This window comes from Muricoccus harenae (genome assembly GCF_009848505.1).
Taxonomy (GTDB): Bacteria; Pseudomonadota; Alphaproteobacteria; order Acetobacterales; family Acetobacteraceae; genus Roseomonas; species Roseomonas harenae.
The window spans coordinates 1-23,598 of sequence record NZ_WWDL01000011.1; the positions used below are offsets into that span (position 1 = coordinate 1).

The 23,598-nt window shown below is 69.8% G+C and carries 20 protein-coding genes and 2 pseudogenes; 3 read left to right on the forward strand and 19 right to left on the reverse strand.

Annotated features, from left to right (window positions below):
- The 4 genes and pseudogenes from GSE44_RS09800 to GSE44_RS09815 all read right to left on the reverse strand — a co-directional run.
- Positions 1–726: pseudogene (locus GSE44_RS09800) on the reverse strand (IS630 family transposase); the annotation flags it as partial.
- A gap of 91 nt (positions 727–817) precedes the next feature.
- On the reverse strand, positions 818–1,396 hold the full coding sequence (locus tag GSE44_RS09805; RefSeq protein ID WP_159348620.1) for a helix-turn-helix domain-containing protein: 579 nt from the start codon (positions 1,394–1,396) through the stop codon (positions 818–820).
- Positions 1,397–1,539: 143 nt separating this feature from the next.
- Positions 1,540–1,908: an MFS transporter gene (locus GSE44_RS09810; RefSeq protein WP_159348621.1), complete on the reverse strand. Its 369-nt coding sequence runs from the start codon at positions 1,906–1,908 to the stop codon at positions 1,540–1,542.
- A complete protein-coding gene (locus GSE44_RS09815) occupies positions 1,905–2,042 on the reverse strand; it encodes a hypothetical protein (RefSeq protein ID WP_159348622.1) in 138 nt (45 codons plus the stop codon). The genes GSE44_RS09810 and GSE44_RS09815 overlap by 4 nt, the downstream gene beginning before the upstream one ends.
- A gap of 318 nt (positions 2,043–2,360) precedes the next feature.
- Here GSE44_RS09815 and GSE44_RS09820 point away from each other — a divergent pair, with 318 nt between their 5' ends.
- Positions 2,361–3,050, forward strand: coding sequence for a Crp/Fnr family transcriptional regulator (locus GSE44_RS09820; RefSeq protein ID WP_159348623.1), 690 nt, complete (start codon positions 2,361–2,363; stop codon positions 3,048–3,050).
- A gap of 13 nt (positions 3,051–3,063) precedes the next feature.
- Here the strand turns inward: GSE44_RS09820 and GSE44_RS09825 are convergent, their stop codons facing one another.
- The 4 genes from GSE44_RS09825 to GSE44_RS09840 are packed head-to-tail and all read right to left on the reverse strand — an operon-like array spanning position 3,064 to position 6,926.
- Positions 3,064–3,594: a hypothetical protein gene (locus GSE44_RS09825; protein WP_159348624.1), complete on the reverse strand. Its 531-nt coding sequence runs from the start codon at positions 3,592–3,594 to the stop codon at positions 3,064–3,066.
- Entirely contained in the window at positions 3,591–3,893 is a 303-nt protein-coding gene (locus GSE44_RS09830; protein WP_159348625.1) for a hypothetical protein, read from the reverse strand. The genes GSE44_RS09825 and GSE44_RS09830 overlap by 4 nt, the downstream gene beginning before the upstream one ends.
- Complete coding sequence (locus tag GSE44_RS09835) at positions 3,883–4,920, reverse strand: radical SAM protein (RefSeq protein ID WP_159348626.1); 1,038 nt, start codon at positions 4,918–4,920, stop codon at positions 3,883–3,885. The genes GSE44_RS09830 and GSE44_RS09835 overlap by 11 nt, the downstream gene beginning before the upstream one ends.
- A complete protein-coding gene (locus GSE44_RS09840; RefSeq protein ID WP_328799066.1) occupies positions 4,917–6,926 on the reverse strand; it encodes a S8 family serine peptidase in 2,010 nt (669 codons plus the stop codon). Before GSE44_RS09840 ends, GSE44_RS09835 begins: the two co-directional genes overlap by 4 nt.
- A 206-nt stretch (positions 6,927–7,132) precedes the next feature.
- On the opposite strand from GSE44_RS09840, the gene GSE44_RS09845 reads away from it, so the two are divergent.
- A complete protein-coding gene (locus GSE44_RS09845) occupies positions 7,133–9,970 on the forward strand; it encodes an ATP-binding protein (RefSeq protein ID WP_159348628.1) in 2,838 nt (945 codons plus the stop codon).
- Positions 9,971–10,058: 88 nt separating this feature from the next.
- Here GSE44_RS09845 and GSE44_RS09850 read toward each other — a convergent pair whose 3' ends face one another.
- The 4 genes from GSE44_RS09850 to GSE44_RS09865 form a co-directional block, all read right to left on the reverse strand.
- Positions 10,059–11,072: a zinc-binding alcohol dehydrogenase family protein gene (locus GSE44_RS09850; protein ID WP_159348629.1), complete on the reverse strand. Its 1,014-nt coding sequence runs from the start codon at positions 11,070–11,072 to the stop codon at positions 10,059–10,061.
- Positions 11,073–11,353: 281 nt separating this feature from the next.
- Positions 11,354–12,577, reverse strand: coding sequence for a serine hydrolase domain-containing protein (locus GSE44_RS09855; protein ID WP_159348630.1), 1,224 nt, complete (start codon positions 12,575–12,577; stop codon positions 11,354–11,356).
- Positions 12,578–12,754: 177 nt separating this feature from the next.
- The gene (locus tag GSE44_RS09860; protein ID WP_159348631.1) at positions 12,755–13,318 is read right to left on the reverse strand and encodes a peptidoglycan-binding domain-containing protein; all 564 of its coding nucleotides are present in this window, start codon (positions 13,316–13,318) and stop codon (positions 12,755–12,757) included.
- A 326-nt stretch (positions 13,319–13,644) separates the two neighbouring features.
- Positions 13,645–14,691, reverse strand: a complete 1,047-nt coding sequence (locus GSE44_RS09865) for an NAD(P)-dependent oxidoreductase (RefSeq protein ID WP_159348632.1) — start codon at positions 14,689–14,691, stop codon at positions 13,645–13,647.
- A 287-nt stretch (positions 14,692–14,978) separates the two neighbouring features.
- On the opposite strand from GSE44_RS09865, the gene GSE44_RS09870 reads away from it, so the two are divergent.
- Positions 14,979–15,794: an MBL fold metallo-hydrolase gene (locus tag GSE44_RS09870; RefSeq protein ID WP_159348633.1), complete on the forward strand. Its 816-nt coding sequence runs from the start codon at positions 14,979–14,981 to the stop codon at positions 15,792–15,794.
- Positions 15,795–15,823: 29 nt separating this feature from the next.
- Here GSE44_RS09870 and GSE44_RS09875 read toward each other — a convergent pair whose 3' ends face one another.
- The 7 genes and pseudogenes from GSE44_RS09875 to GSE44_RS09905 all read right to left on the reverse strand — a co-directional run bounded on the left by GSE44_RS09875 (position 15,824) and on the right by GSE44_RS09905 (position 23,380).
- Entirely contained in the window at positions 15,824–17,407 is a 1,584-nt protein-coding gene (locus GSE44_RS09875) for an ABC transporter substrate-binding protein (protein ID WP_159348634.1), read from the reverse strand.
- A gap of 112 nt (positions 17,408–17,519) precedes the next feature.
- The gene (locus GSE44_RS26215; RefSeq protein ID WP_268893641.1) at positions 17,520–17,639 is read right to left on the reverse strand and encodes a biotin/lipoyl-containing protein; all 120 of its coding nucleotides are present in this window, start codon (positions 17,637–17,639) and stop codon (positions 17,520–17,522) included.
- Between the two features lie 121 nt (positions 17,640–17,760).
- Positions 17,761–17,835: pseudogene (locus GSE44_RS25660) on the reverse strand (hypothetical protein); the annotation flags it as partial.
- Positions 17,836–17,898: 63 nt separating this feature from the next.
- Positions 17,899–18,546 carry a peroxiredoxin-like family protein gene (locus tag GSE44_RS09890; protein WP_159348636.1) on the reverse strand — a complete coding sequence of 216 codons (648 nt, stop codon included), beginning with the start codon at positions 18,544–18,546 and terminating at the stop codon, positions 17,899–17,901.
- A 156-nt stretch (positions 18,547–18,702) separates the two neighbouring features.
- Positions 18,703–19,266, reverse strand: coding sequence for a DNA-3-methyladenine glycosylase (locus tag GSE44_RS09895; protein WP_159348637.1), 564 nt, complete (start codon positions 19,264–19,266; stop codon positions 18,703–18,705).
- A 75-nt stretch (positions 19,267–19,341) separates the two neighbouring features.
- On the reverse strand, positions 19,342–22,368 hold the full coding sequence (locus tag GSE44_RS09900; RefSeq protein WP_159348638.1) for a caspase family protein: 3,027 nt from the start codon (positions 22,366–22,368) through the stop codon (positions 19,342–19,344).
- Positions 22,369–22,381: 13 nt separating this feature from the next.
- The gene (locus GSE44_RS09905; RefSeq protein WP_159348639.1) at positions 22,382–23,380 is read right to left on the reverse strand and encodes a YMGG-like glycine zipper-containing protein; all 999 of its coding nucleotides are present in this window, start codon (positions 23,378–23,380) and stop codon (positions 22,382–22,384) included.
- Between the last annotated feature and the right edge of the window lie 218 nt (positions 23,381–23,598).

A 23,598-nucleotide genomic window follows, 5' to 3' on the forward strand; every position in this document is an offset into this window, starting at 1 on the left:
CCTTGACCTCGGGCAGCACGACAGCGGCGCCGACGGCGCGCTCGGGGCAGACCGCGCCGAAGAGCCAAGCCCAGGTATAGCGGTGGTCGCGCACGGCACGTGGGCGCGTGCCCCGCTTGGCCCAGATCCATGTCAGCGTGCCCTGTTGGCCCACACGGGCTTCGTCCATGAACCAGACCTCAAGGGGAGTGCCGGGTGCAACCGCGCCGACAACCTCCTTCACCCGATCAGCAAAGCCCCCCTAAAAGCGGCTTGCGCGGCGGGGTCGCTCTGGGGGTGCTGTGGCCGCACGGAAAGTCGGCGGAAGCGCAGCTTAGCGAGCAGCTTGCCGACCGTGCGCTCGTGCAGGCTGACCCGGAACTCGCTGCTGATCCGCTCCTGCAGGTCGCGGCAGCGCCAGCGCACAACGCCGTCCCGCTCCAGGTCTGGTCCTTCCTCCACCCAGCGGGCCACCACCGCCTCCTGCTCACTTGAGAGCCGTGGAGCCGGACCCGGAGCACGGCGGTTCACCAGCCCGGCAAGCCCCTCGGCGTTGTAGCGATGCACCCAGTCACGCAGCGTCTGCCGATCCATACCGCAGCTCTCGGCCGCCTCCTCACGCGAGACCCCCTCCAGCACCAGCGCGATCGCCAGCATCCGGCGTGCCGCATTCGCATCACGGCTCCGCGCCGCTGACTTCCGGAGTTCGGCCGCCGAAAGATCCTGCCGCGTGATCGCCAACGCCATCTCAGCCTCCCGAACCAACCATGGGGAGGAGCGAATCACACCTGTGGCGCTGGCGGGATCACATGCGAGTCAGCGATCAAGGCGGTTGGTATCAGCCGATCCCCTGGAAGAATGCAGCTTCCTCGCGCAGCGCGGAGTTCACCATGTCCAACGCCTCATCGGACAAGGTGATGCAGACGCGGCGCCGGTCCGTTCCATGGGAGTAGCGCCGCACAAGTTGTGCGCCTTCGAGCGCAGCCAGCTTCCGCAGGGCGGTGCTCTGCGGCGCTCCGGAGGAGATGCACACGGCGGAGACCGACACATGGGCGCCCTCCGCCCAGACCGCGGCCAGATCGAGCAGCATGTCCCAGGCCGGCCATTCGAAAAGCTCGTCATTCGACCGGGAGCGCCGCCGGGCACGCATCCGCAGGAGCTGCTTGAACCGTGCGGCGGTGAAGTCATCGGGCGACGCACGCCGCACTTCGGTGGGATGGACCGGCGGCGAGTCCTCTCCGGGACTCTTGGTCTCGCCAAACTTCGCGAAGAGACGGTCGCAGGTCGCCCGCAACTCCGCGAGCAGAGAGGCAGCACTCGCATGCATATCGAGCGTGTGCTCCCCCGGTGCCGCCGAAGACCTGGACAGGGTGGAGCGGAGCTTCTCGACGTTTGAAACGTTCAGGACCTGGTTCATCAGCACGTCGCCTTTCCCTCGTTGAAGCTTGCAATCATCGGAATGGACGCAGCGGTATCCGGTCTCGCCACGGCCTGGCCCGTCCCCGGGAGGAAAGTCATCCCGTGCGACTGCGGGACGCCGGATCGCGCGGCTCCACCGCGTCACCATGAGGACGGACACACGGGTGAAAGTCGCTCGGCCCCGCGGCGCGGCGCCCCGGCGCTGCGCAACGCGCGCGCCAGCAGCAGCGTGCCGGCCAGCGCGAAGGCGTTCACGATTGACAGCGGCAAGGCATGGCCGCGGGCAGAGCCGATCACAGCCACGAAGGGTGGGCCCATGAGCACGGCCAGGGCGTGGCCCGTGAACAACACGCCGATCACCGCGCCCGCCGAGCGCCGCCCATAGAAATCCACCCCGGCACTGGGCAGCAATGCGACGAAGCCGCCCTGGAAAAGACCGAAGCTTAGAGCGAAGACCACGAAGGCCACGCCCCGGCGGTCTCCGCCCATGCTGTCGGGCAGGACGATCACAGCGGCGCAGGATCGGCTGCGGGCGGCAGCGCGACACGCACAGGGCCGGCGCCCGGCCAATCGACAAGCTCGATGCGAAGCCCGTCCGCAGCCGCGTCCACGCCCAGCAGGGCCAGGCTTGCGAGCGCCGCCATGGCTGGCAGGCGCGATGGAGAGGTGAAGTCATCCGGGCCGTCCTCCGATCGACGGGGGGACCCTGATCGCTCTCCCGTGTGGCGCGCTGTGCCCTTGGTCACATCGCGTAGCCCGACCGCCGCCGAGACTTGCCCTGGCAGGCCAGGAGGCAAGGATGCCGCGAGCCGTATCTTGCCCCTGCCGCCAGGGTGGAGGCCTGCCACGGGGATCAACACTGCAGGGCCCCTCGCCAGCCTCGTCCGAGCTGGCGCCCTGAGGCCGCCATGCGTTTACGCAGGCGGGTGAAGGCGGCACTCTGGCCGGATGAGCCCTGCCTGATGGACGACCTCAGCCGCCTGGCCTTCTTCCGCCCGTTCAGCCGCGCCGCGCTGGAGTCCCTTTCGGCGGTCGCCCGTTGGCGCGGCTTTACGCCGGGACAGACGGTGCTGGAGGCGGGCGATCCGGCGCCGGAAGTCTACTTCATCGCCGAGGGCGAGCTGCGCGTCGTGTCGCGCAGCAGCGGCGGACATGAAATGATCCTCAACGAACTGCACCCCGGCAGCTTCTTCGGCGAGATCGCGGCGATCGATGGCGGGCCACGCTCCGCCGGCATCGTGGCGCTCACCCGGGCCAAGGTCTGCGCCATAGCGGCCACGCCCTTCTTGGAGTTCGCGCTCTCCACGCCCGAAGCCTCGCACCACCTCATGCGGATGCTCGCCGCACTGGTGCGCGAGAAGGACATGCGGCTGCTGGAACTCGCGGTGCTGCCGGTGCGTGCCCGGCTGGCGGCCCTATTGCTGCGGCTTGCACGCCCGCGCGACGGCGGCGGCTGGATCGTCTCTCCGCCACGGCCACATCACGAGCTCGCAGCCCGCATCGGCACGCGCCGCGAAGTGGTCTCCCGCACGCTGGGTGCGATGCAGCGCGGCGGCATGGTCGAGCTGACGCGCGGCGGCGTGGTGCTTTCGAGCCGGGACGGGCTGGAGGCGGAGGTGGAGGCCGGCTACCGCGCAGCCTCCGGCGGGTGAGCCGAAGGATGCGTCATCCAGGTGGCTTCGCCGTCTCGATCAGCGTCGCCGCCGCGAGCTGCAGGATCACCTGGCTGCGGCCCGCCGTGTAGTCCGGGTCGCGGAAGCCCATCAGCGCCTTGACCGCCTCGCCCCATTTGTTCTTCGGATCGGCCACCTGCGCGGACATATCCTCCAGGAGCTTCAGGCTCTCCAGGCCCCAGATGGTCCGGAAGCTGCCGAGGCTGCGCTCGCTCTGCTGAAAGACCGTGTAGGTGCCGTGATAGGTCAGGCCCGCAACAGGCGATGTCGCGAGCAGGCCGTTGTTGTCGCGCAGGAAGGCCTGGAAGGCGCCATACTGGGCACGCGGCACCTCATAACCCCATTCGAGCAGGATGCGCCCGAGCGCGCTCGCGCTCGGCTCGCCATCGGACGGCGGAATGATCAGGAACTGCTCGCCGCTGCGCACCACCGAGACGAGCGGTGTCACGCTGGCCGGCGGAACGCGGCCCTGGGCGCGCAGAAGCGCCTCCGCGGCGCCCGCGGGATCGGATGGTTCGGTCATGCGGAACTCTCCTCGTCGGCGCTCGGGCCGGGAACACGCTGCAGCAGGCCGGAGGCGCACAGCCCCGCCAGGCCTTCGTCGAGGGTTTGCCGCGACGCCTCGGCCGAGAGTGCTGGGGCCGTACGGAGGGCGAAGGCTTCCGCAAGCGCCGCATCATCGCGGCCATCGGCCAGCTCGAGGATCAGCCAGGCGGTCGCGTTGAGCTGGTGCAACTGCGGCGCGGCCGGCGTGTAGGCGAGGCAGGCCCCGAGTTCCGGCAGAGGCCGGAGCCGGAGGCCGGGCGCGTGGCTATGGCGCATCGGTACGCGCGCCCTGCACCGGATCGAAGGAGGGCAGCACCCGCAGGTCCACACCATCATTCAACCCGGCATCGAAGGGGTCGGGCGCATCCCAGCGCCCATGGAAGGCGAAGGCGGTGGAGCGGCAGCCGCCATGGGTGTGCTGCGTGGAGGCGCAGCCGCCACAGCTCTTCTCCACCTTCCCCGCGCGCAGATGCCGGTACAGCGGGTCCTCCCAGGTCTCCAGGAAGGGCGTCACCGTTACGTCGCCATAATCGACGTATTCGCGCAGATACATGCAGCCGATGGAATGGCCATAGGCGTTGACGGCCGCCATCTGCCAACAGCAATTCGCGTCGTTCGGATGCCAGGACTGCATGAGGCGGAGCCCGGGCGGGGGCCGCAGGACCGCGATCGCCGCCATCATCTCGTCCAGGGACAGCGACAGCTCCGCCCAATCCCGCTTCATCCGCCCCAGCGGATAGGGGCGCAGCACGCCCACCGCCTCGGCGCCCTCGGCATAGGCGAGTTCCAGCAGCGGCTGCAGTTCCCGGTGGTTGATCCGGTTCATGATGACCAGCACTGTGACCGGCAGGCCGGCGCGGCGCAGCGCGCGAATGCCGGCAAGGCTGCGGGCGTGGCTGCCCGGCACGCCGGTCAATGCGTCGTGCGTTTCAGCCGTGGCGCCCAGCAGATCCACCATCGCATCGCCCAGGCCAATGGATTTCAGCCGCGCCGCCATGGCGTCATCCACCAGCGTCGCATTGGTGCGCAGCCGCGTCATGGCGCGCGGCGCCGCATGAGCAATCACCTCCAGCACGTCCGGACGGTGCAGCGGCTCGCCGCCCTCGATCATCACCGAGATCACGCCGGCCTCGAAGAATTCATCCAGCAGGCGCAGCCAAGTCTTCCCCGGCACCTCGCGCGGCGAGGGCTCGCGCGTGCAATCGGCGTAGCAGACGCGACAATCGAGGTTGCAGGATTGCGTGTAGCCGATGGTCACCTTCATCGGCCGGTGCAGCGGTGGCGATCCGCCGGTCAGGCTCATTCAGGCTCCTCCAGCGTCATCGCCAGCGCCGCGGCCGCATCCACCCGGCCGGCGCCCAGGTCGGGCTTCCAGGCGGCGCCGGCATGGGCCTGCCGCTCCAGCGTCGTCTTGCGCAGGATCTCGCTGATCCTCTCGGCGGTGAGCCGCGGCCGCGCCTGCAGCATCAGAGCCACGACGCCCGCGACCTGCGGCGCCGCGGCGCTGGTTCCGTCCATCGTCACGCGTGCGACATGGGTCTGGCCGGCACCGTCGCGCAGCCCACCCAGTCCGGAAGCGCCGATCACCGCCTTGCCGGGCGCCGCGACGTCCGGCTTCAGGCGGCCGATCCTCGTGGGGCCGAGGGAGCTGAATGGCGCGGGCTCGCCGTCGGGAAGCGTGTAGGCCCCGACGCAGATCGGCCCATCGGCGCAAGCGAGCGAACCGAGGGAGCAGCCGGTCTCGGCCTCCGGCGCCAGCGGCGGCTCGAAGCGCGAGCTGCTGAACGGGCGCAGGTCATCGCGCTCGATCCAGGCCGCGAACTCCCAAGGCACCGTCGCTGCATCCGGGCGCAGGCTGAGCGTCACCTGCCAGCTTTCCTCCGCCGCCGAGGGCTTCAGGCGGATCTCGACATGCTGGATCGGCTCCTCGGAGGAGGGCGGGTGGATCGTGGAGGCTGCGGTGCCGATCATGTCCCGCCCGGCGGCATCGCGCAGCACGACCGCGGGCTGCTGCCGCAAGGCATCTGGCGGCAGGGCGGAACCCGGCGCCTCGTCGGGCCGGCCCAGGGCGATATCGAGCACGGGTCTGCCGGCCTGCAACGGAGAATAGACGCGCAGCATGTTCACGGTGGGATCGCCGGCCGCGAAGCGCCAGTGCAGCGTCGCCGGCTCGTCCGGGGTCACCCGGCCGGAGCGGTGCTGACAGGCGCCGCGCATGTTGCCCGCCGCGACCGTGATCGCCCGTCCAGGCGTCCGGAGCAAGGCGTTGAAGGCGCGGTCCATGAGGCCCTGGCCATCATGCGCGCCCGTATTGGCGCCGATGCTGAGGTTGACGACGGCCGGCATGCCTTCGCGCCGCGCCAGTTCGAACAGGGCGCAGACACCGTCGAAGACATCCGTCGCGTCCCCTTCCGACACCAGGGCGCGCGGCCGGAGATGCACGAAGGCCAGGGCCGCACCGGGCGCGATGCCCGGCGGCGTCGAACTGGCCCAGGGCCCCTCGGCGGGCTGCCGGCCGCCGGCCAAGGAGAGAACATGGGTGCCATGGACCCGGGCGCGGCGGCTGAGTTCGGCGGCGGGGCTGTGGGCCGGCCCCGCATCCTCGGGCGCGTAGCCCTTTTCCCAGGGGACATAGCCGCCGGCGGGATAGGGATTGGGCAGGTCCAGCAGCGCATCCAGCTCGGCGGGCCCGTAGAAATGGCCAGGCAGGTTCGCCCCCGGCGGGGTGGCGCCGTTCTGGTCCCAGAGCAGGCGCAGCCGGGTTCCACCCAACCCGTCCGGGCCGTTCCGGAAGGCGGGATGCGCGAAGGCGCAGCCGAAATCGACGGCGCCGACCAGAACGCCCGTGCCATCCACCGTACGGGGCGGCAGCACCGGAAGATCGGCGGGCCGGGCATGTATTGCGGCCATCGTCGCGGAGGAGGGCACTGCGGCCACGCGCTCCACCTGCATGGCCCAGCCTTCGTCGGCGAGGTCGCCGAGCGTCCCCAGCAGCTGCTCCATGAAATCGCCTGTCTTCAATCCGGCGATGGGCGCCAGGTCGATCCGCATCGCCGCGAAGACCCCGCCATCGCTGCGCGGCGGCCCGCCATTGGGCGGCAGGATAGTGCCATCGGCCTCGCGCACCGCGTGGCCGAAGCGGAGCCCCGGCCTGGCGCGGATCGTGCTGCCGTCCGGAATGAAGGCAAGGACGCCGAACTCCGTCTGGTTCGGGTCCATGACCAGCGCAAGAGCCGCCGCCCTCAAGACGGGGTCGACGCCGAAGGGTAATGCGTCCTTCTCCGCAGTATCCGACTCGAACAAGACCATTCCACCTGCCCTGCTGTTAGGAGGTTAACAGGCCGGAACATCGCGTGTCAGTGATTTCGGTCACGTCCTGACAGCCCTCTCGGGCTCTGCCAGATTGGCGGCGGTGCCACGGAGAACTTGTCCTGAGTCCCTTTTCCGCTGCTGCCCTGTGCGAGGCCTGCGGCTTCTCCAATCCCCCGGGAATGCGTTTCTGTGGCGCGTGCGGGGTGCGGCTGCGGGTGCTGACCGGCTCCGATACCGGAGAGGCGGGGGAGCGCCGGCCGATCACCGTCCTCTTTGCCGACCTGGTGGGATCGAGCGCCCTGGCGGCCCGGCTGGACCCCGAGGACCTGCGGCGCCTCCTGCTGGCTTATCGGGAGGAAGCAGGCGCTGCGGTGGCACGGCAGGGCGGCCGCCTCGCACAACATCAGGGCGACGGGCTGCTCGCGCGCTTCGGCTTCCCCATCGCGCATGAGGATGATGCCGCACGGGCCCTCCGCGCGGCGCTGGACCTGGTCGCGGCGGTCGAGGGCCTGCGCGAGCGCATGGAGGTCAACCTTCAGCTGCGCGTGGCGGTGCATAGCGGCATCGTGGTGGTGGCCACGCTGGGCCATGGGGCTGTGGCGGAGCCGGGCGCCATGGTGGGGGAGGCCACCACCATCGCCGCGCGCCTGCAGCATGCCGCCGCGCCCGGCGAGGTCTGGGCCAGCGAGGCGACCCGCCGCCTGGCGCATGGCCGCTTCCGCTTCACTCCCCAGGGCGAGATCGCGCTGGCCGGCCTGCCGCGCCCGGTCCTGGCGCATCGGGTGGAAGCCGAGCTGCCGGCGGGGCTCGTGGCCCCTGCCCTGCCCATGGTGGGGCGCGAGGATGAGCTGCGCAGCCTGTTCGCGGCCTGGCGCGATGCCGAGGAGGGAGCGGGCACGGTGCTGATGATCGAGGCTGAGCCGGGATACGGCAAAAGCCGGCTGATCGATGAGTTCCGTACCGGGGTGGCGAACGCTGCGACGGTGCTGATCGCTTGCGGCGCTCAGGACGATGCCAGCGCCTTCCGCCCCTTGCTCGCCTGGCTGGCCGGTGTCGCCGGCATCCCGCCACGCGCAACGCCACCCCGGGCCCGCGCCGCCCTGCAGGACTGGATGACGCGGCGTGGCCTGGCTGGCACCGAGCATGCCGCCCCCTTGGCCGTCCTGCTCAACTGCGCCACGGCCGCGGAAATGGGGGAGATGGAGGCAGCGGCCCGGCGGCGGCGGCGGCGCAACATAGCCGCCCTGCTGGCCGCGCTCCGCGCCGAGGCCGCCGGCCCGACGCAGCTCTTCATCGCCGAGGATATTCACTGGGCCGATGACAGCACGCTGGCGGTGCTACGGAGCTTGGCCGATGCCTGCATGGCACCGGATGCGCCGATGCTGCTGCTGCTGACCCGCCGCCCCGAGGGGCGCAACCTGCCCGGCCCCTCGCCGCTCACGCTGCGCCTTGCCCGGCTCGGCAAGGAGGAAGCCGCGCGCCTCGCGGTCGCGGCCGCGCCGGAGGGGGTCGACGACGCGCTGCTGGCCGGGATCATCGCGCGCGCCAGCGGGGTGCCCATGTTCCTGGTGGAGGCGGCGCGGGATGCCCAGGCCGATGCCACCCTTCCGCTCAGCCTGCGCGCGGGGCTGACGGCCCGGCTGGATACGCTGCCGGAGGCGAAGCCCGTGGCGCAGCTCGCGGCCGTGCTCGGGCGGTCCTTCCGGGGCGACATGATTACGGCGCTGGCCGAGGCGGTGGGCCTGCCCTCCCCGCGGCGCCCGCTCCGCCGCCTCGTCGAGGCTGGCTTCATGGAGCCCGAAGGTCCTGCGGAAGCGCCAACCGGCTATTCCTTCCGTCACGAGCTGATGCGCGACACGGCTTATGAGACCCTGCTGCGCAGCCGTCGTGCCACCCTGCACCTGGCGCTTGCGCGGCTGTTGCCCGAGCGCTTCGGGGAAATGGTCGAGGAGCGGCCCGAATTGCTGGCCCGGCACCTCGCCGCCGGTGGCGCGGCGCGGGAGGCTATAACGGCCTATGAGCATGCGGCCGCGCGCGCGGGCCGTGCGCAGGCCCATGGAGAAGCCGCGGGGCATTTCCGCGCCGCCATCGCGCAGGTGCCGAAACTGCCGAAGGGCGAGCGCGACGCGATCGAGGCGAGGCTGCAGATCGGGCTGGCCGCGCAGGTCACCGTTGCCCGCGGCAATTCGGTGGCCGAGGTCGGGGAGGCCTTCGCCGCAGCGCATGCCGCGGCCCTTCGGCTGGATGACCGGCGCCTGCTCCTGCGTACATTGCGGGGGCTGCAGACCTTCCATCTCGTGCGCGGGGACGTGTTCGAGGGCCATGCCATCGGCGAGCGGATCATGGCGCTGATGGAGGGAGAAAAGGACGAAGCCACCTTGCTCCAGGCGCATCGGCCCTTCGGGCTCGGCCTGCTGTACCTTGGACGTTTCGCGGAGGCGCGGCAGCATCTGGAGCGCGTGCTGTCGCTCTACGACCCGGCGCGGGACGAGCCGCAGCGCTTCGACTATGGCTCCGATCCGGCCGTGCTGGCCCGGGCCCATCTCGGCTGGGTCCACTGGTTCGAGGGCGATGCGGAGGGCGCGCTGGCGGCCGATGCCGCGGCGGTGGAAGCCGCGCGCGATCTCGATCATGCGCACAGCCTCTGCTTCGCCCTCGCCTTCCGCTGCGCGCTGGCGCAGTTCGGCGGGCGTGCCTCCGATTGCCTGGACGCCGCGCGCGAATTGCAGGCGATCGCCGCCGCGCAGGAGTTCGCCTACTGGTCGGCCTGGGGCGCGATGCTCGACGGCTGGGCACGCGGCCGCATCGGCGATCTGGCAGGCGGCGAGGCGCTGTTGCGCCGTGGATTACGCGACTATGCGGCCACGGATGCGGGGCTGCTCCGGCCTTACGGACTGGCGCTCCTGGCGCAGACCCTGCCGCCCGGCCGCATGGAGGAAGCACCCGGCCTGTTGGATGAGGCCGAGCGGCTGAGTGCAACGGGCGGCATCTTCTTCTCGGCCTCGATCATCGCTGAAACGCGTCAGCTGCTCGGCCAGTAGACCGCGTCGGGTGCCGGCGGATCCGGCGCCGCATCAGCAGCCGGCATCGCGCCCCTCCTCATCCGCTGCCCCGCGCAGGACCGCCGGGTCAGTGGCGCGAGAGAATGGCCTTCCCGATGCTCCGCCCACTCTCGACCGCCGCATGGGCACGACGGAGATTGGATGCATTCAGAGGGCCGAAATCCTCGCGCATCGTGCTGCGCAGCACACCACGGTCCACCAGGCCCGAAACCTCGCTCAGGATTCGGTGCTGCCCGATCAGATCAGGCGTGTTGTAGAGCGTGGGCGTGAACATGAGTTCCCAGTGCACCGCGATGCTCTTGCGCTTGAGCGGCACGACATCGAGCGTCACAGGATCGTCGATGAGGGCGAGCGCGCCGTGCGGTGCAAGCGATGCCTCGATCGAGGGCAGGTGCTTGTCGGTGGCGGTGAGGCTGGCGACGTAGCGAAGCTGAGGAATCCCGATCCCCTTCAACCCTTCCTCGAGCGGCTGACGGTGATCGATGACGTGGTGTGCTCCCATCTCGCGGCACCAGGCTACGGTTTCGGGCCTCGACGCCGTGGCGATGACGGTGAGACCGGTCAGGCGCCGGGCGATCTGCGTCAGGATGGAGCCGACGCCACCGGCCCCGTTGATGATGAGGAGCGCGTCCTCGGTGTTCATCTTGCCATGCGGTACGCGCAGCCGGTCGAACAGCAGCTCCCATGCCGTGAGCGAGGTCAGCGGCAGGGCGGCCGCCTCCGCGAAGGAGAGCGTGGCGGGCTTCGGCCCGACGACGCGCTCATCTACTGCATGCAACTCCGCATTCGTGCCGGGCCGATCAAGGGCCCCGGCATAGAAGACGACATCGCCGGGCTTGAACAGCGTCACCGCCGGCCCGACCGCCTCCACGGTTCCCGCGGCATCATAGCCAAGGACGCGCGCGGTGCCGGCCGGCGGGCGGGCACTGGCCCTGACCTTGACGTCCACCGGATTTACCGAGACAGCCTCGATCCGGACGAGCAGGTCGTGAGGGCGGAGTTCCGGCGGGGGAAGCTCGAGCTCGACCAGGGAGTCCGGTGCCGATATGGGCTGCGGGTTGTGAAAGCCGATGGCCTTCATGATGGCCTTCTCCTGGAAGGATGACGATGGGGTAGGTCGGGCTGGAGTGCCCGGCGGCCATGGCTGCGACTGACGCCCGCAATGCTGCTGGTGTCAGGCGCGGATCCGGCTGCCGGGCCAACATGCGGCCCCGCCATGGATTGCTGCCGGAGTGGTAGGCCCGCGCCTGGCAGATGTTAAGCGCATAGTTCTTCCAAGAAGCATTTGACAGGCAACCAGATGGGCCTCGTGGCGCGTCAGGCGGAAGGCACCATCCTCCGATGAGGCATGCCTTCCCAACATCAGTCGATGATCGCGCCATAGGTCAGGGACCGAAGCTCCCGCCGGATGGGATAGGTCGATGACGGCGTGAGCTGGGTCATCAGGATCACGGCCAACTCCTCGGCGGGGTCGATCCAGAACGCAGTGCTCGCTGCACCGCCCCAGGCATATTCCCCAAGCGTGCCGACGATCTGCGCGCGCGCCGGATCGAGCATGACGGAGAAGCCGAGGCCGAAACCCACGCCCTCATAGGAGCTCTCACTGAAGCGGGGCTGACCCATCGCCGCCATATCACCCCGGAGATGGTTGGTCGTCATCAACTCCACGGTCTTGCGGCCGAGCAGGCGCACGCCGTCGAGTTCCCCCTTGTTCAGCATCATCCGGCAGAAGCGGAGGTAGTCACCCGTGGTGGATACCAGCCCGCCGCCGCCCGAACACACGCGGCGGGGCTGCAGATAGCGGCTCGTGGCCGGATCATCGATGAGCTGAAGGGCGCCATCGGCGCCGCAGATGTAATTCGCCGCAAGGCGCGCGTGCTTCGCCGCCGGCACATCAAAGCCGGTATCCTCCATGCCGAGCGGGACGATCACGCGGTCGCGCAGGAAATCCTCGAAAGGCTGTCCCGAGATGACGGCCACCAGATGCCCCAGGACATCCGTGGCGATGCTATAGTTCCACTCGCTGCCGGGCTGCGCCAGCAGCGGCAGCGCCGCGGCACGCTCGACGACTTCGGCAAGGCTGGTTTCGGCGGTCTGGAAGTCGATCTCCTGCTCGCGGTACTGCGCGTCCACGAGCGTCGTGTTCATGAACCCATAGGTCAGGCCGGAGGTATGGGTCAGCAGATCCCGGAAGGTGATGTCACGCATGGCCGGCGCCGTCTCGATACGGCCACGGTTACCGCCCACGGCGACGCGCATGTCCCTGAAGCATGGCAGGAAGCGCGTGATCGGGTCGTCGAGCTGAAAGCGGCCCTCCTCATACAGCATCATGATCGCGACGCTGGTGAGAGGTTTGGTCATCGAATAGATGCGCAGGATCGTGTCCGGCGCCATCGCCACGCCACGGGCCTTGTCGGCAAGGCCGGTGCAGCGGGCATAGGCGACCATCCCGCGGCGAGAGACCAGCACGCTCAGCCCCGCCAGCCTTCCATCTTCGACGAGGCGGTCCATCCAACCATCGACGCGCGCAAGGGCCCGCGAAGAGAGGCCGACCGCTTCGGGCTCGGCTTGCAGCGTCCATTCCATCGGTGTTTCCAGCTGATCGAGGCGTTCGGATCCGCTGCCTTCGCGATCATCCTCGCGAGAACGGCGGACGCACCGAGTATGCGATGCGACACTGCCCCGGACCAGGGAGCTCCGCCGGATGCCCCGCTGCCTGCCCCCCTTACGTCATCCGGCGGGCGCCCGCCGCCCTGTCATCCCTCAACGAACGGGAACTTCGAGGTTGTTCGGATCAAGGCCCATGGCCTGGACCGTTGCCGGGTTGAGTTGCCCCGTCGGCTGAAGGCCACGGCCCTGCTGGAACCGCTCGATAGCGGCCTGCGTTCCGGCGCCCCACGCGCCATCGACACCGCCGCGATAGAAGCCCAGCGCGCGGAGACGCGACTGCACGTTCCTCACCGCGGATCGGCTGAGCGGGCCCGGCGCGGGATCGGCCGCTGGAACGCTAGCCGGCCCGGGAGCGGCTGTCAGCAGGTCGCCAGCGTTGAGGCCGAGCGTCGCCGCCGTCGCCTGGTTGAGTTGTCCGGTCACCTGCAGGCCGTTCCGCTGCTGAAAGCGCTCCAGCGCCGACTGGCTGTCCGGGCCCCACACGCCGTCGGGCCGGCCAGGATAGGCACCGGCCTGCCGCAGACGCTCCTGCACCTGCATCAGCGCCGCCGGCCCGAGCGGCTGCACGTAGCTCAGCCCTGGCGCCGGCTGCGCCACCGCAAGGGATGCGAAAAGTGGTGCCGCAAGGATCAGCCCCGCCAGGGCCACCCGGTTCATTCTCATCACGCTTCCTCCCGCGGCAATATTCCGGCTGAACACCGAAGCGCGTATGGGGTTGCAGAAAGCTGCGGGCGGTCGGCGCCATCGCGACAACCTCCGTGGCCGGACGCGCCTGCGCCGCGCACCATTCTGCGGTGCGGGACACGGCCAGTTTTGAACACCAATGCAGGCCGCGGTGCTTCCGTGTTCTCGCAAGACGACATTCACGCCATTGGAGGCAGTGGCCTGTTTGCGTGACTGAACCTGCAACGGATGCGCGGAGGCAGGCCGACATGACGCGGTGGATCGAGCCACCGCGCCCGCCTAACTGATCCGTTACGCGGTCAGCCCGCCGGTCGCTCCGCGCCTTTTCCCAGGATGGCCTGTCGGCGCTCCGTAAAGCGTGGCACCGCCTCCGGATTCAGCAGACGCGGCGGAAGACCCGCCACCGCCGCCGCGAATGCCTCCGCCGCCATGCTGGCCACCCGCGCCCGGCTCTCGGCCGTGACGCCGGCCGTATGCGGGCTGCCCAGTACGGCTGGATGGGCGAGGAGCGGGTGGGACGCAGGCGGCGGCTCCTCGTTCCACACGTCCAGGCCGGCGCCGGCCAGATGCCCGTCCTCCAGCGCCGCCAGCAGCGCTGCCTCATCCACGATGCCGCCGCGGGCGGTGGAGACCAGGACTGCGCCCGGGCGCATGGCGCGCAGCGCGCCGGCATCGATCAGCCCGCGCGTCTCGCTCGTCAACGGGCAGTGAAGGGAAACTACGTCGCTGGCAGCGAGCAGCTCCGGCAACTTCACCTTCTGCGCACCGCGCGCGGCGCAGCCGGCCGCATCAATGGCAGGATCGGCGGCGAGCACGCGGCAGCCGAAAACGGCCAAGAGCTCGGCCATGCGGGTGCCGACATGACCAAGGCCAACGAGCCCGACTGTCCGGCCCAGCAGCTCGCGCCCCAGAAAGGCATGGCGTGCGCCCACCCTGCCCTCGCGCATGGCGGCCCAGGCCTCTGGAACCCGCTTGAGCAGCAGGAGGATCATGCCAAGGGCATGCTCGGCGACCCCTTCGGCATTGCCGCCGGCCTGGTTCACCGCAAGGACCCCAGCCTCGCTGCAGGCCTCGACATCGATCGTGTCGTAGCCGGCACCATAACTTGCCACCATGAGGAGCCCCGGCAGTTCGGCCAGAAGCGCGGAGGTGACGTGCAATCGGTCCGGCAGCTCATGCCGCGCCGCCCGGACGTAATAGCCCTGGCAACCAGCCAGGGCGGCGATCACGTCGCGCTCCGGCTGATCCGTCGTGATGTGGCAGATCTCGAGGTTGGGAAACGCGGCCGCCGATGTGAGGAAGGCCTCGTTCATCGGCAGGTCCAGATAGGCAACGCGGAAGCGCATCTCTCTCATCCCCAAACTCGCATCGGTCTCTGCCTGGTCACGGGCCGGACCTTCGTCCCGGGACGAAGCATGACCTTGGGCAGAGATCGCGGACAAGCCAGGACGGGTATGCCGCATCCTGGAATCTCCACAAGAGATGGCACGTTCCGACGATCGCCCCCATCCATTCCGCTGCTGCGATGCCGACCGGGCTGGCTGTTTGCCGATGATGGCTGCAACATCACCATGCTCATGCCCGGGGAACCCGCGTGAAGCGGTGGTCCCAAACGCACCTGCAAGGCGACGTCATGAAGGCTTTCATCTGCACGACCTGCGGCACGCAATTCGCTCCCAGCGCGGCACCACCCGATGCCTGCCTCATCTGCGAGGATGAGCGGCAGTACGTGCCGCTGACCGGCCAGGCCTGGACCACCCTGGACCGCCTCCAACTCTCCCACATGCCGATCTTCCGCTACGAGGCGGAGCTGATGGCAGTGGGCATCGCACCGGCCTTTGGAATCAACCAGCGCGCCCTGATCGTGCCAACGGCCCAGGGCAACGTGCTGTGGGACTGCGTCAGTCTCATCAGCGATGCGATGGTCGGGCTCATTCAGGGCATTGGCGGCATCCAGGCAATCGCCATCTCGCACCCACATTACTACACGACCCAGGTTGAATGGAGCCGCGCCTTCGGTGGCATCCCGGTCCATCTCCATGCCGCGGACCGCGAATGGGTCATGCGGCCAGATCCCTGCATCCAGTTCTGGGAGTGCGAGACGAAGGAGATTGCGCCGGGCCTCACCCTCATCCGCACCGGCGGTCACTATGAGGGCGGCACCGTCATGCATTGGCAGCAGGGGCATGGAGGGCGCGGCGCAATCCTCTCCGGCGACCTGCTGCAAGTGGTGGCCGACCGGAAACACCTCGGCTTCATGCGCTCCTATCCCAACTACATTCCGCTAGGCGCGAGGGCCGTGGAGGCGGTGGCGGGCCGGGTGGCGCCCTTCGCCTATGACGCCATCTACGGCGCCTTCTGGGGCGGCGTGATCCCGGCCAATGCGAAGCGTGCCATGGATGTCTCCGTCGCCCGCCACCTGGAATGGCTCGAGCGCCCGGCCCTGTGACGGGCGCGGGCCGCGCGGCGTGAAGCGCGTCAGGTCCTGCGCACGTTCCAGGGGAAAGGCGTGCTGGCCTCCAGCAGCCCGGTCAGGTTCCGCCGGAAGGCGGTGCGGATGGTGAACTGGCCCAGGGGGATGGTCGCAACATCTTCGAGCGCCAACCTTCCGAGTGCCTCGGCGGCGCGACCACGGCTGGCCTCGTCCGGCGCATCGATCCACTCGGCAGTCAGCGCCTCCGCCCGCTCGCTCTTCCACCAGCCGAACCAGCCGGCCTCCCCCTGTCCGCGGATCAGCGGCGACATGGCCGGGCTGCCATAGGTGTTCGAGGTGCCGGTGGTGTGAAAGATGCTCCAGCCGCCCTTTTCCACCGGCTCGCGCGAATTGCGCCGCTGGATCACCGTGCCCCAGTCACTCTCGGCTAGGTCGACGTTCATGCCGATCCGGCGGAGCGCGTCACCTGTCACTTGGCCGAGCGGGCCGATATCCGGGTAGTCCGTGGGATTGATGATGACGACCTTCGCGCCACCATAGCCGGCCTCCTTTAACGCGGCGCGAGCCGCGTCCAGGCTACCCGGCATCAGGTCCGGATTGTCCTTGTAGTAAGGCGTGCGCTTGGGGAAGAGGCTGCGCGTATCTGTCCAGACGGAGGTGTCGTCGCCCTGGGCTGCGCGCATGTAGTTCTCCTGGATGACGGAGAGGCGCACGGCGCGGCGCAGGCGCACGTCGTCGAAGGGCGGCTGCAAGCAGTTCAGCCGCATCAGCGCCATGCGGCCTTCCACATCCAGGATTTCGCGCCGGATCTCCCGGCTGCGTGCAAGCATGGATTGCAGGTCGGGGAGCGGCCGCTCCCACCAATCCACCTCTCCGTTGATAAGGGCGCCGGCGGCCGTTGAGGGATCGGTGATGATGTTCCATTCGACGCGCTGCATATGTGCGACCTTGCCGCCCGAGGCTCGCTCGGGCGGCTCCTGGCGCGGCACATAGCCGTCGAACTTCTCGTAGACGACGCGGGAGCCGGAATTGTACTCGCCGGCGAGGAATCGGTAGGGACCGGAACCGATCATCTCTGTCACCGCGCGCATCGGATCGGTGGCGGCAAGACGTTCCGGCATGATGAAGCAGACGCTAGCATCCGGCTTTGATAGCGCGGCCAGGATTAGCGGAAAGGGCTTGTGGAGGCGCAGCTCAAAGCTGCGGTCGTCGATGGCGCGCCATTCGGCGGTGGCTCGGGCGAGAAGCTGACCAAAGGGATCGCGCACGGTCCAGCGGCGGATGCTCGCGATGCAATCCGCCGCGCGCACCGGTTCACCATCATGGAAGCGCAAGCCGTCGCGCAGGCGGAATCGCCAACGCTTCCCGTCGTCCAGCACCTCATGCCCCTCCGCCATCTGCGGGCGGGGCGTGTTCGAGGCATCGACGGCGTAGAGCGTGTCGAAGACGTTGTAGCCGTGGTTCCCGGTGACGGTGGCCGTCGTCCAGATCGGGTCCAGGCTGGCGAGATTGGCCTGCGGCACGAAGCGCAGCGTCCGCGCGCGCATGTCCTGACCGAGTGCCGGGGCTGCGAGGCCACCCATCAAGGCAGCGCCAGCACCGGTACGGAGCAGGGTTCGGCGATCCATCCTGTTATCCTCCCGCGGGGCCCAGTCCGGGCATTTGGGCGCAGCCTGCGCCCGCTGGCAGGAAGGAGGCAAGCCTCGGCCTGGAAGGGAACCGCGCCAGAGCGGCCCATTTTTATTCCAGGGTGATGAGTTCGGTGTTGTCTTGGGCGAGTTCGCCCTTGTTGCAGAGAATGCGGGCGATGGTGGCGTCTTTGGGTGCGGTGATGCGCATCCGGACTTTCATGGCTTCCATGCCGAGCAGGCGGGGGCCAGGGCTTCGCGCGGGGCGGGGCGAGGAGGGTGCTGGCGTGGTAGCTGATGAAGCCCGTATCCAGCTCGCCCGCGCGAAAGGCCGGATGGGCGATGATGCCGCGCAGCAGGGGCAGGTTGCTGGCCGGGCCGAGGAGTTCCGTCCCCTCCAGCGCCCGCGCGAGGCGCGCCAGGGCCACGCCGCGATCCGCTTCCCGAACGAATTTTGACGAAGCCTGCGGCCCTTAGCCGGCGAATGCCCGCTAACGGTCCGAGAGCCCGCGAAGCGCCGCCAGCACTTCGGAAGGTTCCGCGCGCCGCGTGAAGTCCACGTCCACGAACGACCAGCGCACAATGCCGTCACGGTCCACGACGAAGGTCGCCGGGACAGGCAGGAACCAGGCTTCGCTGCCCTGACGCACCATGAGGTCCAGGCCACGTCCCGACAGCATCTCTCGCAGGGGCATGGGGCTCTTGAAGGCGATGCCGCAGGACAGTGCGAGGCCATGGTCCACATCCACCAGGATGTTGAACCCTGGCTGGGAGCAGCAACCCGCGCGCTGCGCCTGCCCACCGGTCTCGGGCGTCACGGCGATCAGCCTGGCGCCCAACTTCCGCATGGCCGGCAGCGCCTCGACCAACGCATCGACGGCAGCCACGCAGAAGGAGCACCAATGCCCGCGGAAGAAGGTCACGACGATCGGCCCTTCGGCCAGCAACTCGTCGCGCTCCACCAGGCTGCCAGCGGGATCGGGCAACAGGAAGTCCGGGAAGGGATCCCCGACGCCAATCGCATGCAGCGCAGCGCCGTTGCGCTTCAGCTCGGCGACCGTCTCGGCGACGCGCTCGTGCAACCCTGGCGCGTCCGCCATTTCTTCGCGCATCCCGTCCAGGGTCCTAGTCAGGGTCATGCCGATCTCCTCGGCCAGCACTTTGGCCGATCCGCTCGTCTCCGTCAGCCTGGATTGCCGGCATGGTTTCGATGCCGCCGTGTTATACGCCCTCCGGCGCCGGATGGCGCATGACGATCTGCTGGCGCGGGTCGGGATGTCCCGCCTCGCGAAGCCTCACTTGAAGCGCCGGCTCAGGAAGGCCGATCCAGCCATCCCGAAGCGCCAGGGCGTCTCCACCCCCCGCGTGATCCCGATCCGCGAGCCCGTGACCACTGGCACGGCCGCCGGGCGGGGCGACCAGGAGAACGGGGGGCGGTCCAGCGGCTGGCCGTCCAGCGCACCGGTCACGCCCAGGGCTTGGCACAGGCGCCCCGGTCCGCGGCAGAGGAGCGAGGGATCCGTCATGCCGCGCCGCTGCCGCATCACCTCCAGGCCCACTCTCGGCTCCAGCGCCCTGACCAGCACCGCACTGCCGAGCGGTGCCTCGCCGCAGACGAAATTCAGGCACCAGTGCAGGCCGTAGGAACGGTAGACATAGGCGCGGCCCGGCGGGCCGAACATCGAAGCATTGCGCCGGGTCGGCCCGCCGAAGCTGTGCGAGGCCGGATCCTCGTGATCATAGGCCTCCGTCTCGACCACCAACCCGCCGACCCCGTCGATCAGCAGCGTGACCCCGATCAGATCACGCGCCACTTCCGCCGCGGGGCGCTGAAAGAAGGCTGGGGGCAGGAAGGGCAAGGGACCTCCGAGGGCACGGGCGGGCTGTCTCCTATCCAGAACCGCCGCTGCCGGACAGGCCCGTCATGCCCGGCCTCAGGGAGGGGCCATTCCCATCGGGAAGCTGCGCAGATCGCGCGTGGCGGTCCGGAACACCGCGTTCTGGCGATGCTGCCGCTCCGCCGCCAGTTCCGGTACGCGGCGGGTGACGTATTCGCCCAGCGCCAGGGCGCTGACCCGCCCATCGCCATCCTTGGCGGCGCGGCCGCGCAGGCCCTCGCGCAGCGCATAGGCGAAGACGCCGTTGCGGTTGTCGTAGCTGTCCAATGCCTCCTGCACCGAGGAGGCAGCGGCCAGGAGATAACGTCCCGTCTCGTTTCCAAGGGCCGAAAGGCTGTCGAGCGCGATCTGGCCGGCATAGCAGGTGTCGATCAGCAGGAAGCCGTCCCGCGCGCGGATGCGCGCGAGCGCGGTGATCAAGGCATCATCGTCCAATCCGCGCCGGGCCAGATCGGCGATGGAGGTGGGCGCGCCGATATCGGCAGGCAGGAACAGGAAGCTCCCATTCTGCTCCACCCGCACGCCATGGCCGGCGATGTAGAACACGAAGGTGTCCTGCGGCTGCACCTGACGCGCGGCATTCGCCAGCGCCTTCAGGATGCCCTCCCGCGTCGCCTCCTGGTCCGTCAGCACCACGGTGTCCACGCCCGCGAACAGGCCGGCGCTGCCGGCCCGCAGCACCTCCACCACGGTCCGGGCATCCGGCACGGCGAATTGCAGGTTCATGTCCCGCCGGCCGTATTCGTTTACCCCGACTGCGAGCACCACCAGCCGCCCTGCCCCCGCTGGCGGCGCCGCCTCGCCCTCGCGCCGCAGGTCCAGCCCCGGCCCCTCGGCGAACAGGGTGCGATCGGCGGCGTAGAGGCGGGTGGCGACGTTGTTCGGCCCAGGATCGAGCGGCACCTCGGCCTGGATCGGCGCGACGACCGCATCGCCCCGGCGGTTTCCATCCGCCGCGCCCTTGGGCGCGTCAACGCGCACGGCGATGCGGCCGTTCACCATCACGTCGAGCGGGCCGAGCCCGAGGCCGCGATCCTGCGGCAGAAGGGTGAAGCGCAGCGCCGTCGCGCCCGTGGGCAGCGTGGCTTCGGTCCATTCCAGCCGCGGGCAGGTGCCGTCCGGCATTACGGCACAGATCTCGCCAGGCTTGACGGTCGGGGTATGGCCGATGCGCTCGCGCAGCCCGGCCAGCACGCCGGGGCGCGGCGTCTCCCCGGCCACGCGGCGGCGCACGGCATCCGGCGCATACAGGGCACGATAGGCCTGCTGGAAGCTGGCCCATTCCGGCGTGGCAGCGCGGCCCCCGTTCAGATGCACGCCGACCAGCTCCTGCCCGCCGGAGGCGGCATGGTCGAACAGGCCTTCCGGCGTCCACATCACCCAGCGCAGCGTGGCCGGCTGCACGAAGAGCGCGGCACGCTCGGCGATGCGGCCGCCCAACAATCCATACCAGCGCAGCGTCCCATCGGCATGCGCGGCGACAGCCAGCGCGCCGTCAGCCGAAACCGCCAGCCCCCAGGTGGCTCCCGGCCCCGTGGCCGCATCCACCAACGTGCCGCGCGGATCGAAAAGCCGCAGATGCGTGTCGGTGCCCAACAGGAAGCCGGCGCCACCCGGCAGCACCGCCGCGCTGCGGGCATATTCCCCCTGACCAAGAGCAAGCGGACGGCCGTTCAGGCGCGGCTGGGTGGAATCGCGCCACTGCGTCAGGCCTACCCCGCCCGCCGCCTCGGCCGCGACGGAATATCCTTGGCCTGGCAGGGCCGTGCCGGCCTCCAGCTGGCCGCCCGCGGCATTGAAGGCAAGCGGCGCCATGCCGGGGCGCGGCACGAAGCGCAGCCGCAGCCCGTCCGCGCTGACTGCCAAGGTGCTGCCGGTCGCGCGGAAATCGGCGGTGGCGGCCCGCGGCGCCAGAGCGAGCGTGCCGTCTGGCGCCACCCGACCCCAGCCGGGATCGGCGGCGGCAAAGGCCAAGCCACCCCGCGGCAGAGGCAGGATCTGCGCGATGGAGTCATGCGCGGCGGCGATGTCGGTGGCCGGTCCCAGCCCGAAATCGGCCCAGCGCCGGATGACGAAGTTGCGGGGGCTCTCCACGGCCTGCCCAGGCGCCGATGCCGCACTGGACGGCAGGCGGATGCCGCGCCCGCCGGGCTGCGGTGCCGCGGCTTGCGCCGCGCCGCGCCGTGCCACGGCCCCGCTCCGGCGGGCATATCCAGCGGCATGAAGTTGCACGCCGCCCCGGTCATCGCCGGCCCAGCCTACGGCTGGCAGCCCTTCTCCTTCCAGCCCGGCGGTATCGGGCACGGCGACGCCGCGCAGATCGGGCAGAGCAAGGATTTCCACGCGCAAGCGGTTCTCATAGCCCACGGCGGCCAACGTGCCGTCGGGCGAAAGCGCGAGGCCGAAGGGGCGGCCCCCGGCCACGGGCATGCGCTCGGCGATCCGGCGCCCACGCGCGTCGTAAAGCCGCACTTTCCCATCGGCGGCGGTGCTGACGAGGCGCCCGGAGGGATCGAAGGCCACCATCCGCGCGGGTCCGCCGTAATCCGGATCATCGAAGACAGGCCGCCCGCTGCGCGCATCCCAGACGCGGATGCCCGCGCGACCACCCAGCGCCGCCGCCAGCAGTGCGCCATCCGCCGAGATCGCCAGATGCTGCACCGGCGCCGGAAGGCCGGGCAGGCGCGCGGCGAGCCGCGATCCCGGGATGTCGAAGACATAGATGCAGAAGCTGCCGTCCCAGCTCCGGCAGGTGCTGCCCGCCGCGAAGGCCCGGCTGCCATCGGGCGTCAGCGCGACGGCATAGAGCTCCCCTTCCTCGGCCATTCCGATCGGCGGGCGCAACACGCCGCGCGGCGTGCCATCGGGCAGCGACCATAGCCGCAGCGTCTTGTCGTCGCTGACGCTGGCCAGGAGACGCCCCGCAGCATCCGTCGCAAGACGCGCGACAGGGGCAGTATGCGCCCCCGTCTCGATCCGCAGGATCGGTTGCTGCGGCGGCTCCTGCTGCGCCCAGGCCATGCCAGGCAGCAACAGGAGCGACGCGAGCAGGGCGGCGCGCATGGCCCCTCCGGCCTCAGCCGGCCGCCAGCTCGAAGCCGCTGGCCGAGGCCGTCTGCGCCTGCGTCACGCTCTCCGCGAAATTGTCGCGGCGGGCGATATTGCTGGCGGCGAGGGAGCGCGGCTCGCCCGTCACGGCGGCCGGCGTCGGGCGCGCCGGCGCTTCCAGCCCACGCGTGTTGGCAACGGCGTCGCGCGTGACATAGCCGCGCTGGCCGGAGGGCGTCTCCACCAGGACGAAGTTGTTGTTGGCGGGCTTGGCGCGAACATTCTGCCGCGGCTGCACGCTACCGATCTCGGGCGAGGCCGGATCCGGGCGCAGGTGGATCGGCGTCTCGCGGCGGAGCTGCACGTTGCGTGGCGGCGTCTCCCGCGCCGATGCGGCGGCGGTCTGGACCGTTCCCGGCGCGAAGCTTTCCACCGCGGTGTCGAACTCGGCGCCGCGCTTGTTGATGTTTTGGCTGATCGACTGCGCCATCGCGATCTCGCGCTGCGTCCGCTCCCGGAGTTGCGCCATCCGAGCCTGGCCGGTCGCGCGGTCCATGCTGCCATTGCCGACAGCCATGCGGATTTGCTGCGCCTGCCGGAAGCGGCAATCCATCAGCTGGTCGAAGGCGAGCTGCGTGCGGTCCAGCTCGGCATTCTCGCGCTCGAGATCGGAGGTAACGGCGGCGCGCAGGCTGGCCTGGTCGCGGTTGCGCTGCTGCTGCGCGTAGAGATAGCCGCCCGCCGCACCGACTGCCGCGCCCGCCCCGGCTCCGATGGCGGCACCACGCCAGTTGCCGCCGGCAAGGCCACCCACCAGCGCCCCGCCGAGCGCACCGATCGCCGCGCCCTTCAGCATATCCTCGGCGAAGAAGTTGCCCGTGCTGTCCAGTGCGACCAACTGCGAGCGGCAGGAGTCGCTCCCATCATCCGCCCCCAGGCGCCCTTCCCGGGTGAGCGGCGCGGCACAGCTTGCGAGGAGTGTCACGGAGGTGAAGACGGCGATGGCACGCCGCGCCGGGGACCACATGAGGACGCGTTTCCTTACGTTAACTTGGCGAAATTAATGAGATCAGCCGATTCTCGCCAGGATCACCGCCCTTGCCGCCGTACACGTAATGGGCGTACTCACGTTTTTGTGAAAACTAGCTCCCCAGAATTTGCCGTGCTGGCGCCTCTCTCCGTCGGCTCGTGGACCTGACACAGGCTTGTTCCAGCAGGCACAACGGCCTTGTGCCTTACCAGGAT

Bases quoted from the DNA above. Each gene is read 5' to 3' on its own strand.
- GSE44_RS09805 (WP_159348620.1), bottom strand. From the start codon at position 1,396: ATGAACCAGGTCCTGAACGTTTCAAACGTCGAGAAGCTCCGCTCCACC.
- GSE44_RS09815 (WP_159348622.1), bottom strand. From the start codon at position 2,042: ATGGCGGCGCTCGCAAGCCTGGCCCTGCTGGGCGTGGACGCGGCTGCG.
- GSE44_RS09820 (WP_159348623.1), top strand. From the start codon at position 2,361: ATGGACGACCTCAGCCGCCTGGCCTTCTTCCGCCCGTTCAGCCGCGCC.
- GSE44_RS09825 (WP_159348624.1), bottom strand. From the start codon at position 3,594: ATGACCGAACCATCCGATCCCGCGGGCGCCGCGGAGGCGCTTCTGCGC.
- GSE44_RS09830 (WP_159348625.1), bottom strand. From the start codon at position 3,893: ATGCGCCATAGCCACGCGCCCGGCCTCCGGCTCCGGCCTCTGCCGGAA.
- GSE44_RS09835 (WP_159348626.1), bottom strand. From the start codon at position 4,920: ATGAGCCTGACCGGCGGATCGCCACCGCTGCACCGGCCGATGAAGGTG.
- GSE44_RS09840 (WP_328799066.1), bottom strand. From the start codon at position 6,926: ATGGTCTTGTTCGAGTCGGATACTGCGGAGAAGGACGCATTACCCTTC.
- GSE44_RS09850 (WP_159348629.1), bottom strand. From the start codon at position 11,072: ATGAAGGCCATCGGCTTTCACAACCCGCAGCCCATATCGGCACCGGAC.
- GSE44_RS09855 (WP_159348630.1), bottom strand. From the start codon at position 12,577: ATGGAATGGACGCTGCAAGCCGAGCCCGAAGCGGTCGGCCTCTCTTCG.
- GSE44_RS09860 (WP_159348631.1), bottom strand. From the start codon at position 13,318: ATGAACCGGGTGGCCCTGGCGGGGCTGATCCTTGCGGCACCACTTTTC.
- GSE44_RS09865 (WP_159348632.1), bottom strand. From the start codon at position 14,691: ATGCGCTTCCGCGTTGCCTATCTGGACCTGCCGATGAACGAGGCCTTC.
- GSE44_RS09870 (WP_159348633.1), top strand. From the start codon at position 14,979: ATGAAGGCTTTCATCTGCACGACCTGCGGCACGCAATTCGCTCCCAGC.
- GSE44_RS09875 (WP_159348634.1), bottom strand. From the start codon at position 17,407: ATGGATCGCCGAACCCTGCTCCGTACCGGTGCTGGCGCTGCCTTGATG.
- GSE44_RS26215 (WP_268893641.1), bottom strand. From the start codon at position 17,639: ATGGAAGCCATGAAAGTCCGGATGCGCATCACCGCACCCAAAGACGCC.
- GSE44_RS09890 (WP_159348636.1), bottom strand. From the start codon at position 18,546: ATGACCCTGACTAGGACCCTGGACGGGATGCGCGAAGAAATGGCGGAC.
- GSE44_RS09900 (WP_159348638.1), bottom strand. From the start codon at position 22,368: ATGCGCGCCGCCCTGCTCGCGTCGCTCCTGTTGCTGCCTGGCATGGCC.
- GSE44_RS09905 (WP_159348639.1), bottom strand. From the start codon at position 23,380: ATGTGGTCCCCGGCGCGGCGTGCCATCGCCGTCTTCACCTCCGTGACA.